The organism is Chryseobacterium sp. C2(2020) (assembly GCF_014218915.1).
Taxonomy (GTDB): domain Bacteria; phylum Bacteroidota; class Bacteroidia; order Flavobacteriales; family Weeksellaceae; genus Chryseobacterium; species Chryseobacterium mucoviscidosis.
The window spans coordinates 13,866-28,872 of the sequence record NZ_JACLCT010000016.1; the positions used below are offsets into that span (position 1 = coordinate 13,866).

A 15,007-nucleotide genomic window follows, 5' to 3' on the forward strand; every position below is an offset into this window, starting at 1 on the left:
ATGATAGCAAAATAGGCATCATAAATTATATCACTTCATCCATTCTAATTTTTTACATTTTCATACATCAGGTTATAAATTATCTTTCATAATTGAAGAACCGGAGGCAGAAGATATATGTCCAAGTGTTTCTTTAAAATAATCTACTATTTTCTGAATAACAGGAGGTTGAAACCAGAAAATATCTCCATGTCCCGCATCTTTTACCATAACAAGTTTAGCATCGTTATTTTTTGCTTTCAATTGCTCGAACAACTGGATACTCTGTACAGGAGAAACAAGCTGATCTTTGGTTCCGTGCATGATCATAAAAGGAGGATGTCCGGATTTAATATGTCCTACAGGACTTGCAAATTTTGCTTTATCCAGATCCCCGAATATAGTGTTGCCCGGAGAATTGTAAAATGCAGGACCATGAAGCAAAAGAGCCTCTGTAGAAGCCGGTGAACGGTGAAATGCCTTTAGTTTTTCTTCGTATCCTTCTCCAATATTAGTAAGATCGCTTATGCCAAACATAGACACCACAGAAGCCACATCGCTATTCTCATCAAGGTACTCTCCTTCTTCGAAAAAAGTTTCGCCCATTGTGGTTCCAAGCATCTGAACGAGATAGCCTCCCGCAGAATCGCCGAGAAGCCCTATCCGTAATGGATCAATTCCAAAATTTTCAGCATGTGCCTTTAGATATCGTATCGCTGCTTTACCATCAACCACAGGCGCAGGAAAAGTATCGGGAATGGTTCTGTATTCTGCTCCTGCAACTACAAAACCTGCCTGAGCTAATGCGTGTCTGATTTCATAAAACTTATTATAATCTGCTGATGTAAAACCACCTCCGGGAAAATAGAGAATAGCCGGTTTCGGTTCGTCGTTTCGCGGAACAAGCACCGTCATCTGCAACGATTTTACAGAACGCTGAGAAATAATCTGGCGGTAAACGATTCCGGTAATCATATCAATCTGTCCGTTACTGATCTCGACACAGATTTCTTCTTTATTCTGGCTGCTCATCTTTAAGGTTTTTAGAGTTAAAAAAAGAATTAATAGATGTCCTGTAATTTTCAAATTCTTATATCAGGAGTTACTCTTGTACACTTAAAAAAGTGCCAAACTTAAAATGATATTGATTTAATGATAATTCTGGTATTGTTATCCAATCTAATTAAAAAAGGAATGTTTTGGTTTTTAGCAACTTCAACAACATAAACTATTAAAAACAGACCGTTAAAATCCTTTACTTTAGCTCAGAATTTTGTTCAGAAGCATTACATTTTAGTTCAGAATGAAACTTTTTGAAAGTCTCTGAATAAAAAAAACCGGTTTTGAAGCCGGTTTGTTTTTAAACTTTGACAAAGTTTAAAAACTTTGACAAAGTTGATTTAATTTCTAAGTTAAAAAAGATTCTCATCCACAAAATTCGGAAGGGTTACTTTCAGATTCGGTTCAATTTCCATAGCTCTTTTGATGGCGAAAACAGCGCCTTCATTTCTTGCCCAGCTTCTTCTTGAGATTCCGTTGTTCACGTCCCAGAACAGCATGGATTTTAATCTTCTGTCGGCATCATCGCTTCCGTCCAGCAGCATTCCGAAACCGCCGTTAATCACTTCTCCCCATCCTACTCCGCCTCCGTTGTGGATCGAAACCCAAGTTGCCCCACGGAAACTGTCGCCAATCACGTTGTGAATTGCCATATCTGCCGTAAATCTGGAACCGTCATAAATATTGGATGTCTCTCTGTACGGCGAATCTGTTCCGGAAACATCATGATGATCTCTTCCCAAAACTACGGGTCCGATTTCTCCGTTTTTAATGGCTTTGTTGAAGGCTTCTGCAATTTTCATTCTTCCTTCTGCATCGGCATATAAAATTCTCGCCTGCGAACCGACCACCAGATTATTTTCCTGTGCTCCTTTGATCCACTGAATATTGTCTTTCATCTGCTGCTGGATTTCTTCAGGGGAATTCTGCTGAATTTCTTCTAAAATCGCACACGCAATATCATCTGTTTTCTGTAAATCTTCCGGTTTTCCGCTCGTACAAACCCAACGGAAGGGCCCGAAACCGTAATCAAAACACATCGGCCCCATAATATCCTGAACATACGAAGGGAATTTAAATTCTCTTCCCAATGTAGGATTTTCCGCCATTACATCGGCTCCGGCTCTGGAAGATTCCAGCAAGAAGGCATTTCCATAATCGAAGAAATAGGTTCCTTTTGCTGTATGTTTGTTGATGGCTTCTGCATGTCTTCTTAAACTTTCCTGAACTTTATCTTTAAACAGTTCCGGATCTTCCGCCATCATTTTATTGGATTCTTCAAAGCTCTGTCCTGCAGGATAATATCCTCCCGCCCAAGGATTATGGAGCGAAGTCTGGTCTGAACCGATGTCGATTCTTAAATTCTCCTGATCGAATTTTTCCCAAACCTCAACAATATTTCCCAGATATGCCAGAGAAATAGATTCTTTATTTTCCTGCGCCTGTCGAACTCTTGCAACTAATGCGTCAAGATTTTCATGAATTTCGTTCACCCACTTCTGCTCGTGACGGATTTTGGTAATTTTCGGATTGACTTCGGCACAAACGGTAACACAGCCTGCAATATTTCCTGCTTTTGGCTGCGCGCCGGACATTCCGCCTAATCCTGAAGTCACGAACAGTCCGCCTTTCGGATCTTTATTGATTTTTCTGAACGCGTTCAGTACCGTAATGGTGGTTCCGTGAACAATTCCCTGCGGACCGATGTACATATAGCTTCCCGCAGTCATTTGTCCGTACTGTGTAACGCCCAATGCATTGAATTTCTCCCAATCGTCCGGTTTGGAATAGTTAGGAATCATCATTCCGTTGGTTACCACTACTCTCGGCGCATCTTTATGGGAAGGAAACAATCCCATCGGATGCCCGGAATACATGACCAAAGTCTGTTCATCCGTCATTTCAGACAGGTATTTCATCGTTAAAAGATACTGCGCCCAGTTGGAAAATACTCCCCCGTTTCCGCCATACGTAATCAATTCATGAGGATGCTGCGCTACGGCATAATCCAGATTGTTCTGAATCATCAGCATGATGGCTTTTGCCTGCTCCGATTTTCCGGGATATTCAGAAATCGGTCTTGCCTTCATTTCATAATCCGGACGGAAACGGTACATATAAATTCTTCCGTATTTTTCCAGTTCTTCCCTGAATTCCGGCAATAACTCTGCATGAAATTCTGGCTCGAAATAGCGCAAAGCATTCTTCAGTGCCAATTTTTTTTCTTCTTCCCCTAAAATTTCTTTACGCTTCGGCGCATGATTGATGTTGGTTTCGTAAGGTTTCTGCTGTGGCAAACGGTTGGGTATGCCCTGCTGTATCTGTTGTTGGAATGTCATGTATTTGTTGATCGTTGTTAGTTTAGCAGATTTATTTTTGTGGTTTTAAAGATATTCAAATTAGAAAATCCCTGCAACTTATGTGATAAAATTTGAAACAGCATGAAAGATTCCCCTCCTCTGGAGGGGTGGCGAAAATTCGGAAGAATTTTTGACGGGGTGGTTTTAATAATCACCGAGTGATGTTTTTGTCTATGATTTTACCACCCCGTCTTCTCCCTTTGGTCGAATCCACCCCTCCGGAGGAGGGGAATTTTGTGATGAATATTTTACTTGTATTTATAATGTTCAACAATGAAATATTCTAAATCTTTCATCACAACAGACAAATTATGTCGTACATCAAAGTCTGTTATCCTGAATATTTTCAGACCTAAAGATTCCAGATATTTCTGCCTTGCCTCATCATCAACTTCTTTTCCTTCGTGGCTCCAGCCGTCAATTTCTATAACTAACCCCAGCGTTTTCACATAAAAATCAACAATGTAATTTCCGATGATTCTCTGTCTGTCAAAATCAATTCTATGAAATATTCTTGCGCGAACCTGTTTCCAGAAAATGACTTCACTCAAAATTCCGGCTTTACGTTTTCTGTGCAACAGAGGTTTTAATTTTGGATTGTAGGGAAGATTTTCCACAAAATTCCTCCGAACAGGAAATCCATTGATGATGGTAAGGATTTCTTTCATTATTTGTTGTTTTTATTGTTTTGTGTTTTTCAATTAAGAGCATGTTTAAACAAAAAAAAGACTCTTGTATTTTGAAAAAAATGCTGATTAGTATGAGCTTTCGAAATCTCTAATTTACTCAAAAGCCTGGATAAAGATTATGAAAAAACACTTCAAAACAAAGAATATTTGTTATTGTGGTAAAATCGCTAAATCATTCACAATAAAATTAAATAATTAATGTGAATCTTTTTTAAACATACTCTAAACCACCCCGTCAAAAATTTTCATCAATTTTTGCCACCCCTCCAAAGGAGGGGAATTTCCATTATGGATATTTCGAAGGTTTAAGATTTTCAAAAATAAAAAACCTCACTGAAAATTTCAATGAGGTTTAGTATGAAAGAATTTTTTAGATTTAATTATGATTTTTCACCACAACCCATCCGGTAAATGTTCTGCCGTCCGGTATGGTAATCACATACCAGTAACTTGCGGTTGGAAGCACTCTTCCTTTTATCATTCCGTCCCAATAGAATTGGGTATTTGAATTCTGTTCAAAAATCAGCATCTGATAACGGTCGAAGATTTTAAGGTTAGACATTTTTGTTCCGAATACCTGAAGATCTTTAATTACCCAATGGTCATTAAGTCCGTCACCGTTTGGTGTAATTGCATTGGTGATATCCAATACCAGACCGTCTTTTTTAACGATACAGTCGCTGTCGGCAAATCTCACGTAGAATGTGGTAATTCCTGTCGGTAAATTATTGAAACTGTTGCTTGCCTGCCAGTTGATACCGTCTATAGAATACAATATTGTTTTTGAGCCTGTAGCATAAATCATCACATTATTACCGCTAAACTGAATGCTTGTAATAACAGGAACCTCATAATGTTTGATGTCGAAAGTCTTGGTGTAAGAACATCCGTTGTCTGCCGTCACGGTTAATAAATAAGTTCCTACCGTGTTTATTCCTGTAATCGTATTCGTTGTAGAGATGGTCTGCCCTGCAGGATTAGTCCACTGATAGCTTACAATCGTGTAATTGGTAATATTTACAGAATAACTGCTCAGTGAGCCTTCCGGACAGAAATACAATGTCGGAATATCGAAAATAGGCGTTTTCTTCAGTGAAAGCTGAATCTGCACGAGATTGGAACAGGAACCCGGAACGCTTACTTTCACATAAATGGTACTGGAACCTGAGACCTGATTATAAAGATACGCTGAAGGATTGGCAATGGCATTGGTTCCCGCATTAAGATCTGCTAATGAAGCATAATACGTAAAGGTAACGTTTGCCCCGTTATAAATCTGTGTCTGGAACTGTGTTAAATTGACCGTTTCAGATCCGTCATTTCCGATATCACAGGTTGCTAAAGGGAAAGGTCCGTTGTTCAGTAGGGTTACTTTATTTCCGTAAGTAAAGGTTATGGTTGCAATATCATTACAGCCCGGAATATTCTGCACATTCACCCACATCTGTGCAGGGAAAGGATTTGCGGTAAAGTTGGAAGGATTGGCAATAGGATTGGTTCCGTTCTGCGCATCCAGAAGTGTAAGATAGAAGGTAAATGTATTTGCAGGATTCGGTGCGTCAACCATTAAATTGGTAAAATTCAAAAGGTTCACTTCATAACTTCCGTCGAGATTTTCATCACAAACTGAAATGGTAGAATTGATGGCTTTCGGAGGGAAATACGTATTCAGCTCAATTGACGCTACGGAATAGCATCCCGTTGTATTCACCTGAAATCTTGCCCAGACCTGAACGGTCGAAATATTGGTTGTAACGGTATTTCCGATCTGGTTGGCAGGGTTTCCTGCGTTGGCTTCCGCCTGTGTATTATAATAAGTAACGGTGATATTCGATAAAGGATAGGTGTTCTGAGCAGGAATAAACATCTGAGAAGTAGCATCACTCAACTGAAAGGTTTCACTTAAATTAAAATCTTCATCACATTTGTTTAATACCGCATTGTTCAGAATTACAGGAGGTAAGAATGACATCTGAATGGTTAATTTAACGGCTGAAAAACAATCGTTGTTATTAAATTTAACCTTTACATAAACTGTTGCAGTTCCTCCGGTAACCACAAACTGGGTAGGGTTTGTAATTTCATTGGTGAAAATGTGTGTCACCGGATCATAGTTCAGATAATACGTGAAATTCACATTGGAACTTGTTGTAATCTGGCTTTGTGCCTGTGTAAGATCATAGATTTCCGTATTGTCATTATTGTTGTCACAAATATTGGTCAGGTTAACCGTTACCTGAGGATTTACAGCAGGTGTAGAAGTTAATCCTACGGTGAAAGGATAAATCTGCTCACAGTTATACGAGTTGATTTTCACAAAAAACTGCTGTGTTCCGGTGAAGGTAACGTTATTCACAGGATTGTTTCCGCTTGCAGCATCTGCAGCAGTAAGGTAGAAAGTTACCGCAGCATTCTGGCTTCCGATCATCGCAGATGAAAATTGTGATAATTGTATATTTTCTGTATTATCATTATTAAAATCACAAACCGTAAAACTGGACTGTTCGATCACCGGATGAACCAAATTGATCGTGATAGGTCTTATGGTATAACACGAATCTGAAATTTCGAAACGTACATAATAGGTCTGCGTAACAAAGTTTCCGTTGGTCGTGATGATCTGATTCGGGCTTATAGGATTTATTCCGAAACTTGCATCGGGATAATTTGAATAAAACTCTACCACAGGAACTGTTGCCGGAGAAACCAGCATTCCGTTTGAAAGGGTATTTAAATTGATACTGATGTCATCCGTTCCGTTAAAGCAGATGTATTCTGTTTTAGAATTCACCACAATTTTATTAAACGTAACATTCAGATTTACGGTAGCAACCGCAATACATCCGTTCGGAATCTGAACTCTGATAAAAATGGTGTAAGTTCCTTCATGCACGGTACTTAAAACACCTCCCGAACCTGTAAGTGCCTCATTGTAGGTGGCGTATGCGGTAAAAACAGCTCCCGGTTGTGATGAAATCAGCGGTCCGAAAGTTAAAGAAAAATCAAAAGGCTCTGCATCATCATTGTTGATATCACACGTTGAGTAGTTATAGTTAATCGGAGAATTGAGATTAACTCCCGGTTTGAACTGGAAAGTGACCGGTCCTAAAACATAGGTACAGTTTCCTTCCTGCAATCTTACCCAAACCGTTGCACCAGCCGTTACATTAATGGTACTGATTGCGTTGGTGTTGTTCTGAGCATTTGCCTGTGTTGCAAAATAAGAAATTCCTGTAGTTCCGGGTGGGAAAAGTTCAGGATCCAGAAACGATAAATTGTAGTTCGCTTCTACTCCATCGTTATTGGTATCACAAATCTCAACTGTATTTTTGAGTAAGCTTTTCGTCTGTAAATTTAACGTTAAAACAGCAACCCGGTAACAGCCAGGAACATTGGGATTCTGAATTCTTACATATAAAACCGTACTTGCTGTTAAAGTATAATTATTCGGCAGCGGACTGACGTTATTTTGGGCATTCTGCAAACTTGTATGAAAACTGAAGACAAAATTCGCCGGATTCTGTGTAGTCACATTTCCCTGAAAGCTACTTAAAGTAAGGTTTACGGGAGTATTTCCGCAATAATCCTGAGTGAAATTTTTTGCCGCCGGATACGTAGGATCAAATGTTAAAGGAAAATCATCTGTTAAAGTTAGGGTACTGGTTCCGCAGGTATTAAAGACCGCAGTTGCCGTATACACTTCATTCTGGGTAGGGCAAATTGTTGCCTGAATTCCTGTAGCAACCGTCTGTCCTCCGGAATTCGTCCACGTTACATCCGGTTGAATGGCATTTCCAAGCGGATTAAATCTATATCCTTCCTGCAAAGCCTGCCAAACGCCCGTATTTCTGTTGGGAGGAGAAACACCGAGTGTTCCGTCTGCATTAATTATGCCTATTAAAGCATTTTCAAATTTTCTTGTCGGACACGGCGTTGGTTTTTTATCCACGAAAACCTCAATCACATTCGTGGTTTCATGCAGAACAATCTGCGAGGAAGCTCTTTCTGTACATCCTGCAATTCTTCCTTCATAAAAACTGATTACGAATTTTCTGTAGGGAGCCGTTCCGATGGTGGAATAATATATTTCGGAGGGATCATTTGCCGAAAAAACCATGTCGTTATACACTCCGAAAATAGAGTTTTTGGGAAGACTGACATTGGGATTCTGCCACTGAACATTGGGATAGTTGATGTTTCCCAACTGGCTCAGATCAAAAGTAACCATTCCGTTCGAGCCGACAACCAAGGCATTGAAATTCTGATTGTAAAAACAGAACTGAAAAGGCAGATCCAGTTTGGTAGGAAAAGCATCATCGTAATTGGCATTAAGCGGAGTTCCCTGATTCAAAGCAACGGGAGGAGTAAAAGCCTGTGAAACGACTTCATAATTTGTGGTCTGCTTAATGACAGGATACTCCACATGAAGATCAATACAGCCGTTTGCATTAAGACCATTGGTACAGGTAACATTAAAGCTCTCGTTGCCGACTGCGTCTTTGATGATGATATTTCCGGGAGTTTGGGCAAGCCCGAAAACACTCATCCATACAAGGATAAATTGTAAAGGTTTTATCATAATCAAGTTTTCTTTTAATCACTATTTATTGATAAATTTACCATTTTTTATGACACAATTATCAATTGTAAACAATTATTTACATGGCATTCATAACAAATTTTTAAATAAGTTCAGAATATAATAATTTACAATATAAATATAGACAAAAAAAACCTTGCCTGAACAGCAAGGTTTACAATTATTTGATACTGAGTTGATATTACGTTAAAACATCGTCATTTTCCTCTTCATGATCGTCGTCATTATCACTTAGACTCCAGTAGTTATTTTCTTCATCTTCACTCCCGATTTCTTCCATTTCATCATCATCTTCCACTCCGGGAATATCCAATCCTTTATCCAGTTTGTCATCATCATTTTTTTCATTAAAAATTGGTTTTCCGTTTCCGTCTAAGGAAATATGCTCTTCCTGATTAAAAATATCTTCACTGGATTTGTACTCTCGCTGTTCCAGTCTTCTTTCCTGTTCCTGTTCGCTGTTTTCGGGTATCATAATGCTATTTTTTTGGTGTTACTTATTATTAAACAAAAATAGTTCCAAGATATTAACCGTAAATTTCCGGATTTACACAGGCAGGCATTTTTTCTCCTTTCGAAAATGCGATAAGATTTTCAGCGGCCAGTTTCGCCATACCGTTTCTTGCTTCTTCCGTTGCAGAGCCAATGTGAGGAAGCACACAAACGTTAGAAAGCTCTAAAATAGGATCGTTTTTAAAAATAGGTTCAGGATTTGTGACATCAAGCCCTGCTCCCCAGATTTTGTGCCCAGAAAGTGCATCGTAAAGATCTTTCTGATGATGAAAGCCTCCTCTTGCGGTATTGATGAAGATTGCATTTTTCTTCATTCTATCAAAAACAGAAGCATTAAAAAGCTCTTTCTGCTCTGTTTTGAAATTGGCATGAATGCTCAGAACATCGGACTGCTCAATAAGCTCATCAAAAGAAACATACTGGGCTCCCAAATTCTTTTCTGCTTCTTCATTGCGGTGACGATTATGATAAATAATATCCATCTCAAAAGCAGCTTTGGATTTTTTTGCCATTTCGTATCCAATTCTTCCGAGACCAAAAATACCGAGCGTTTTTCCGTATAATTCCTGACCTAAAGCGTGCAGCGGATCAAAATCTCCCCAGTTTCCGGATTTTACTTTTTCAAAATTATAACTTGCTCTTCGGGCAACCGACTGCATCAGTAAAAATGCAACATCTGAAGTGGCTTTGCTTAAAACATCGGGCGTATTTCCGACCTGAATTTTTCTTGCACTTGCCTCCTGAATATCCACATGATCAAAACCTACTGAAAACAGGGCAATCGCCTTTATATTCGGACATTCGTTGAAAAAGTCTTTATCGAATTTAAATTCTCCTCCCACGCTTAAAATGGCATCATTGCTTTTGCAGTAACTCAGCCATTCTTCGTGTGAAAGATTTTCATGTTCAGGAATGAATATTTCAAGATTTGCGTCTTTAAGAAGCTGCATTCCTGCTTCAGGAATTCTTTTGTTGATGAATATTTTCATATTTTTTTGTGATGGTTAAATGATTTCTTCAAGTAAAAAACCTCACTCTTCACAAGCAAGGTTTTTCAACTTTAATATTAAAAATTATACATTAAATTTATTTTTTCTAAGATTCGGATGCCAGTTCTTCTATTTCTTCCCAGATTTCCAGTGCAGATCTTCTTACTTTTCTTTTCGGTTCCGACTTTTTAGCTTTGAAATCCTTTATCTGAAGATTATTTTCGGATTCTTTTTTATCCGGATTATCTTCTGCTCTGTTTCGGAAATTCATTTTAAAACTGTTCTGAATATTACTGAAATCTTGTAATATTTTAAATCTTTTGGTATTCATCATATTAAGATTTTAGTTAATTAGACAATTATGTATATTCAATTTTCGTTCCGAATTTTGAAGAAATGTTATTTTTGAATCAAAATTAATTCACCTTTTCTCTTCACTATATTTTTATAATCCCACTGAATAGTTTCCGATTTTTTTAAAGCTCTTTTCAGATCTTTTTCATTAATTTCTGAGACACTATTATAAAAAACAGATGCATCCTGAAATTTTCCTCCATGAACGTTCAGAAATTCTTCATTGAAAGATTTGCCGCTCCAAAACATCAGTCTTATTCCTTTTTTTTGTTTACTGTATCCTGCAATCGGATTTCCGTCTAAAAACCAGACAGGATGAGAATGCCAGATTTTAGATTCAGCATCAATAAGATTCTCACAGAGAATTTCAGAAAGTCTTTCGCAGATTTCCCGATCGGATTCTGCTTGAGAACTGTTATATTTTGAGATTTCAGAATTCATTTTTATTTTTTAATTCTTTAAAATTAAAAATTTATTCTGTTTTATTTTATGTGTTGATGCAGGTTTTACTAAAATCAAATTGAATGAATTTTTGCTGCCAGAAAAGATATTCTTCAATTTATTTCTGAAAACGGTCTTACCCTTCATCCATCCCAATTAAACAAGCATCACTGATTGGTATTTCCCAGCATCGGAACAAATTTATAAGCCCCGAATTCCTCTTTTTCAAATTCGGTCTGTGAGATTTTTGTAAATCTGTATAAAACCTGCTCATCGGTTGGTCCGAGAGGAATAACCATTTTTCCGCCGACTTTAAGCTGTTTCAGAAGTTCGGTTGGTAAAACGGAAGCGCCGCAGGTCACGATAATTTTATCAAACGGAGCAAAAGTAGGAAGTCCTGCAAAGCCATCTCCGAAACTCTGGAATTTTGGATATAAATTCATTTCACGGAGTTTCTTTTTAGAAAAATCGAAAAGATCTTTTTGTCGCTCAACCGTGTAAACATGGGCTTTCATTGCCATTAAAACGGCGGTCTGATAGCCACAACCGGTTCCTATTTCCAACACTTTTTCTCCTTCTTTCACCTGCAGAAGTTCAGATTGCTCGGCAACAGTTGAAGGATGCGAAATCGTCTGATGCGCAAGAATAGGAAAAGCACGGTCTTCGTAGGCAAAATCTTCAAAAATACTTTCAATAAAAAGGTGTCTCGGAACTTCATTCATCGCTGAAAGTACGTTTTCATCCGAAATCCCGATTCTGTTTCGGAGATATTCCACTAAAATCTTTCTTTTTCCTTTATGTACAAACGAATCTTGCGCCATTATAGATAGTAGTTATTAGGTTGCAGGTAACAGTTCGCACAAAAATATGAAATTTTGTCGGGGGTTAAAAACTGTTGCACGCAGTTTTTAATTTTCTGATAGGGGTCTACGTACAACCAACAACAAATTGTTATATTTACAGAAATTTAATACAGCTATGTTGAAAGCAGGTTTGGTAGGAGCCGGACATTTAGGAAAAATACATTTACGACTTTTAAATCAGTCAGATAAATACGAGTTCATCGGTTTCCACGATAGAGACGCAGAAAACGGAAAAAAACTGGAAGCGGAATTCGGGTATAGATATTTTGAGAATTTTGAGGAATTGCTGGAGCAGATTGATATGCTGGATATTGTAACGCCAACTATTTATCATTACGATTACGCGCTAAAAGCAATTGAAAAAGGTCTGCACTTTTTCATTGAAAAACCTGTAACACAAACTCTTGAACAGGCGGAAGAAATTCTTCAAAAATGTCAGGAAAAAGGCATCAAAGCTCAGGTAGGACACGTTGAAAGGTATAATCCTGCGTTTATTGCAACGAAAGAGTATATTAAGAATCCAATGTTTATCGAGATTCACCGGTTAGCAGAATTTAATCCGCGCGGAACAGATGTTTCTGTGGTTCTGGATCTTATGATTCATGATCTGGATATTTTATTAAGCATTGCTAAATCTAAGGTTAAAAATATTCACGCAAGCGGCGTTTGTGTGGTTAGCAAAACGCCTGATATTGCGAATGCGAGGATTGAATTTGAAAACGGGTGTGTTGCGAATTTAACAACTTCCAGAATTTCGATGAAAGCGATGAGAAAGAGCCGTTTCTTCCAGAAAGATGCTTATATTTCCGTTGATTTTCTTGAGAAAAAAGCGGAAGTGATCCGCATGAAAGATGCTCCTGAACACCCTACTCCATTCGACATGATTATTGAAAATGCCGATGGTGAGAAAAATCAGATTTTATTTGAATATCCGAATATTCAGCCGAATAATGCCATTCTGGATGAGCTTAATTCTTTTGCAGACTCCATTACGGAAGACAAACACGTAGAAGTTTCTATTGAGGACGGAACGGAAGCGCTGAAAGTTGCGTTGGAGATTATGAAGTTGATTTCTTAATTTTTTAACAAACCGCACAAATATTTTCACGAATAACACGATAATTTATTGATAGAAACGGGCTAAAAACCCGTTTTTTTTATGCTCAATCGGCTTTAACCAAAATTAAACAGCCTATTTCCATTTCATCGAAACAGTACTAATTTTCTCATTCATCCCGATCCGGATTTGCACCATACAATATTCGTAATCATCATTATTTTTTTCAATTCAATTTCTGTTTTTAATATTATTCAACATATTTTAAATATATTTGCCATTATTCAACAATAATTTCTTTATAACAATCCCTTAACAATTCAATAATTAAAATCACTATGAAAAGAGCCATCCTATTATCCGCTTTTTTATTGTCTCAATTTGGGACATCACAGCTTTTAAAAACACAAGGTGAGAAAATTATTAATGATAAAGGTGAAAATATTCAGTTGCGAGGTCTCGGCTTGGGAGGCTGGATGCTTCAGGAAGGATATATGCTGAAAACCGCCGACTTTGCAGGTCCTCAGTACAAAATCAAGGAGAAAATTGCTGAACTTATTGGTGAAGACGGAATGAATGAGTTTTACAAGGCTTATCTGAAAAACGGAATTACCAGACAGGACATTGATTTTCTGAAAAAAGCAGGATTTAATTCGATCAGACTTCCAATGCATTATAATCTGTACACTCTACCGATTGAAAAAGAATCTAAAAAAGGAGAAAATACATGGCTGGAAGAAGGTTTTAAAATGACTGATGATCTTCTGAAATGGTGCGCAGACAATAAGATGTACCTTATTCTCGATCTTCATGCAGCTCCGGGCGGACAGGGAAATGATGTGAATATTTCTGATAACGACAAATCGAAACCTTCTCTTTGGGAAAGTGAAGAAAATCAGAAAAAAACCATCGGATTATGGAAGAAATTAGCCGAAAGATATAAAGATTCTCCATGGATCGGTGGTTACGACTTAATTAACGAACCGAATATCAATTTTACAGGAAAAAATATAAACGGAACGGACGAAATGTCGAATGCTCCGCTTTGGAAGCTTCAGAAAGAAATCACGGAAGCGATCCGTACTGTTGATAAAAAACACATCATCATTATCGAAGGAAACGGTTGGGGAAATAATTACAACGGTTTAACGCCGCTTTGGGACGATAATATGGTCTTCAGTTTTCATAAATACTGGAATAATAATGATGACGCTACGCTGAAATTTGCGCTGGATTTAAGAGAGAAACACAAAATCCCGATCTGGCTGGGCGAAACAGGCGAAAATTCAAATGTATGGTTTACAGAGCTTATTCAGCTTTTGGATAAACACAACATCGGTTACGCATTCTGGCCAATGAAAAAAATCGATAATATCGCAGGAATTACCAACGTAAAAATTACTCCGGAATATCAGAAATTATTGGATTACTGGAAGAACGGAGGTGAAAAACCATCTAAAGAATTCGCCAAGAAAGCTTTGATGCAAATCGCCGAAAACTACAAATTCAGCAATGTGGAAGTTAAAAACGATGTGATTGATGCGATGTTCAGGCAGACAAAAGACGGTTCCACAAAACCTTTCAAGAATCTTCAGGCTCCGGGAAAAATATTCGCAACAGATTATGATCTGGGAAGAATGGGTTCTGCTTATTCGGATAAAGATTTCATTAATCTTTGGGTAAGTGATCCCGCAAAAAGATCGGAATGGAATTCAGGAAATCAACTGAGAAATGACGGTGTTGATATTTACAGAGCAAAAGACAATGAATATTACGTCGGAAAAACGGAAAGCGGAGAATGGCTTCAGTATACGATGAGTTCTAAAGCTGATAAAGCATATACTTTTGAGATAAAATATGCAAGTGAAAACGATGCGAAAATACGGATTGAAGATGCTTCAGGAAAACTATTAACCATCGTTTCATTGGCTTCAACAGGCGGAAATGAAATTTGGAAAACGGCTTCTGCAAAAGGAATCCATCTTAAAAAAGGAGAAAATAAAATCAGGATCTATTTCGAAAATGATGGCGTTAATCTGAATCATCTTGAAGTGAGATAAAGAAAAAATCATAACTTGCAAATCCCTTTTAGTTTCTAAGAGG

At 37.8% G+C, this 15,007-nt stretch carries 11 protein-coding genes; 2 read left to right on the top strand and 9 right to left on the bottom strand.

All coding sequences use genetic code 11. The features are described from left to right. Window positions 1–72: 72 nt before the first annotated feature. The 9 genes from H6W52_RS10830 to H6W52_RS10870 form a co-directional block, all read right to left on the bottom strand. Window positions 73–1,011 carry an alpha/beta hydrolase gene (locus tag H6W52_RS10830; protein ID WP_116099625.1) on the bottom strand — a complete coding sequence of 313 codons (939 nt, stop codon included), beginning with the start codon at window positions 1,009–1,011 and terminating at the stop codon, window positions 73–75. Between the two features lie 380 nt (window positions 1,012–1,391). Further along, a complete protein-coding gene (locus H6W52_RS10835) occupies window positions 1,392–3,377 on the bottom strand; it encodes a urocanate hydratase (RefSeq protein WP_116099624.1) in 1,986 nt (661 codons plus the stop codon). Window positions 3,378–3,646: 269 nt separating this feature from the next. After that, complete coding sequence (locus H6W52_RS10840) at window positions 3,647–4,066, bottom strand: endonuclease domain-containing protein (RefSeq protein ID WP_116099623.1); 420 nt, start codon at window positions 4,064–4,066, stop codon at window positions 3,647–3,649. Between the two features lie 397 nt (window positions 4,067–4,463). Next, complete coding sequence (locus H6W52_RS10845; protein ID WP_116099622.1) at window positions 4,464–8,666, bottom strand: T9SS type B sorting domain-containing protein; 4,203 nt, start codon at window positions 8,664–8,666, stop codon at window positions 4,464–4,466. Window positions 8,667–8,868: 202 nt separating this feature from the next. Beyond that, the gene (locus H6W52_RS10850) at window positions 8,869–9,162 is read right to left on the bottom strand and encodes a hypothetical protein (RefSeq protein ID WP_076394522.1); all 294 of its coding nucleotides are present in this window, start codon (window positions 9,160–9,162) and stop codon (window positions 8,869–8,871) included. Window positions 9,163–9,214: 52 nt separating this feature from the next. Continuing rightward, window positions 9,215–10,189 carry a 2-hydroxyacid dehydrogenase gene (locus H6W52_RS10855; protein WP_116099621.1) on the bottom strand — a complete coding sequence of 325 codons (975 nt, stop codon included), beginning with the start codon at window positions 10,187–10,189 and terminating at the stop codon, window positions 9,215–9,217. A gap of 106 nt (window positions 10,190–10,295) precedes the next feature. After that, the gene (locus H6W52_RS10860) at window positions 10,296–10,523 is read right to left on the bottom strand and encodes a prevent-host-death protein (protein ID WP_087706328.1); all 228 of its coding nucleotides are present in this window, start codon (window positions 10,521–10,523) and stop codon (window positions 10,296–10,298) included. 65 nt (window positions 10,524–10,588) lie between these two features. Next, window positions 10,589–10,984 (bottom strand): DUF1801 domain-containing protein, encoded by a 396-nt coding sequence (locus tag H6W52_RS10865; protein ID WP_116099620.1) that lies wholly within the window; start codon window positions 10,982–10,984, stop codon window positions 10,589–10,591. A gap of 167 nt (window positions 10,985–11,151) precedes the next feature. Then, complete coding sequence (locus H6W52_RS10870; protein ID WP_076394516.1) at window positions 11,152–11,805, bottom strand: protein-L-isoaspartate(D-aspartate) O-methyltransferase; 654 nt, start codon at window positions 11,803–11,805, stop codon at window positions 11,152–11,154. A gap of 157 nt (window positions 11,806–11,962) precedes the next feature. Between H6W52_RS10870 and H6W52_RS10875 the strand changes: the two genes are divergently transcribed. Together H6W52_RS10875 and H6W52_RS10880 are read left to right on the top strand one after the other, a co-directional pair. Beyond that, a complete protein-coding gene (locus H6W52_RS10875; protein WP_116099619.1) occupies window positions 11,963–12,925 on the top strand; it encodes a Gfo/Idh/MocA family protein in 963 nt (320 codons plus the stop codon). 317 nt (window positions 12,926–13,242) lie between these two features. After that, the gene (locus H6W52_RS10880) at window positions 13,243–14,964 is read left to right on the top strand and encodes a cellulase family glycosylhydrolase (protein WP_116099618.1); all 1,722 of its coding nucleotides are present in this window, start codon (window positions 13,243–13,245) and stop codon (window positions 14,962–14,964) included. The last annotated feature ends 43 nt before the right edge of the window (window positions 14,965–15,007 follow it).

What these genes read in the sequence shown, in the direction of transcription:
- H6W52_RS10840 (WP_116099623.1), bottom strand. Translation starts at nt 4,066, where the DNA reads ATGAAAGAAATCCTTACCATCATCAATGGATTTCCTGTTCGGAGGAAT.
- H6W52_RS10830 (WP_116099625.1), bottom strand. Translation starts at nt 1,011, where the DNA reads ATGAGCAGCCAGAATAAAGAAGAAATCTGTGTCGAGATCAGTAACGGA.
- H6W52_RS10845 (WP_116099622.1), bottom strand. Translation starts at nt 8,666, where the DNA reads ATGATAAAACCTTTACAATTTATCCTTGTATGGATGAGTGTTTTCGGG.
- H6W52_RS10860 (WP_087706328.1), bottom strand. Translation starts at nt 10,523, where the DNA reads ATGATGAATACCAAAAGATTTAAAATATTACAAGATTTCAGTAATATT.
- H6W52_RS10855 (WP_116099621.1), bottom strand. Translation starts at nt 10,189, where the DNA reads ATGAAAATATTCATCAACAAAAGAATTCCTGAAGCAGGAATGCAGCTT.
- H6W52_RS10850 (WP_076394522.1), bottom strand. Translation starts at nt 9,162, where the DNA reads ATGATACCCGAAAACAGCGAACAGGAACAGGAAAGAAGACTGGAACAG.
- H6W52_RS10865 (WP_116099620.1), bottom strand. Translation starts at nt 10,984, where the DNA reads ATGAATTCTGAAATCTCAAAATATAACAGTTCTCAAGCAGAATCCGAT.
- H6W52_RS10870 (WP_076394516.1), bottom strand. Translation starts at nt 11,805, where the DNA reads ATGGCGCAAGATTCGTTTGTACATAAAGGAAAAAGAAAGATTTTAGTG.
- H6W52_RS10875 (WP_116099619.1), top strand. Translation starts at nt 11,963, where the DNA reads ATGTTGAAAGCAGGTTTGGTAGGAGCCGGACATTTAGGAAAAATACAT.
- H6W52_RS10880 (WP_116099618.1), top strand. Translation starts at nt 13,243, where the DNA reads ATGAAAAGAGCCATCCTATTATCCGCTTTTTTATTGTCTCAATTTGGG.
- H6W52_RS10835 (WP_116099624.1), bottom strand. Translation starts at nt 3,377, where the DNA reads ATGACATTCCAACAACAGATACAGCAGGGCATACCCAACCGTTTGCCA.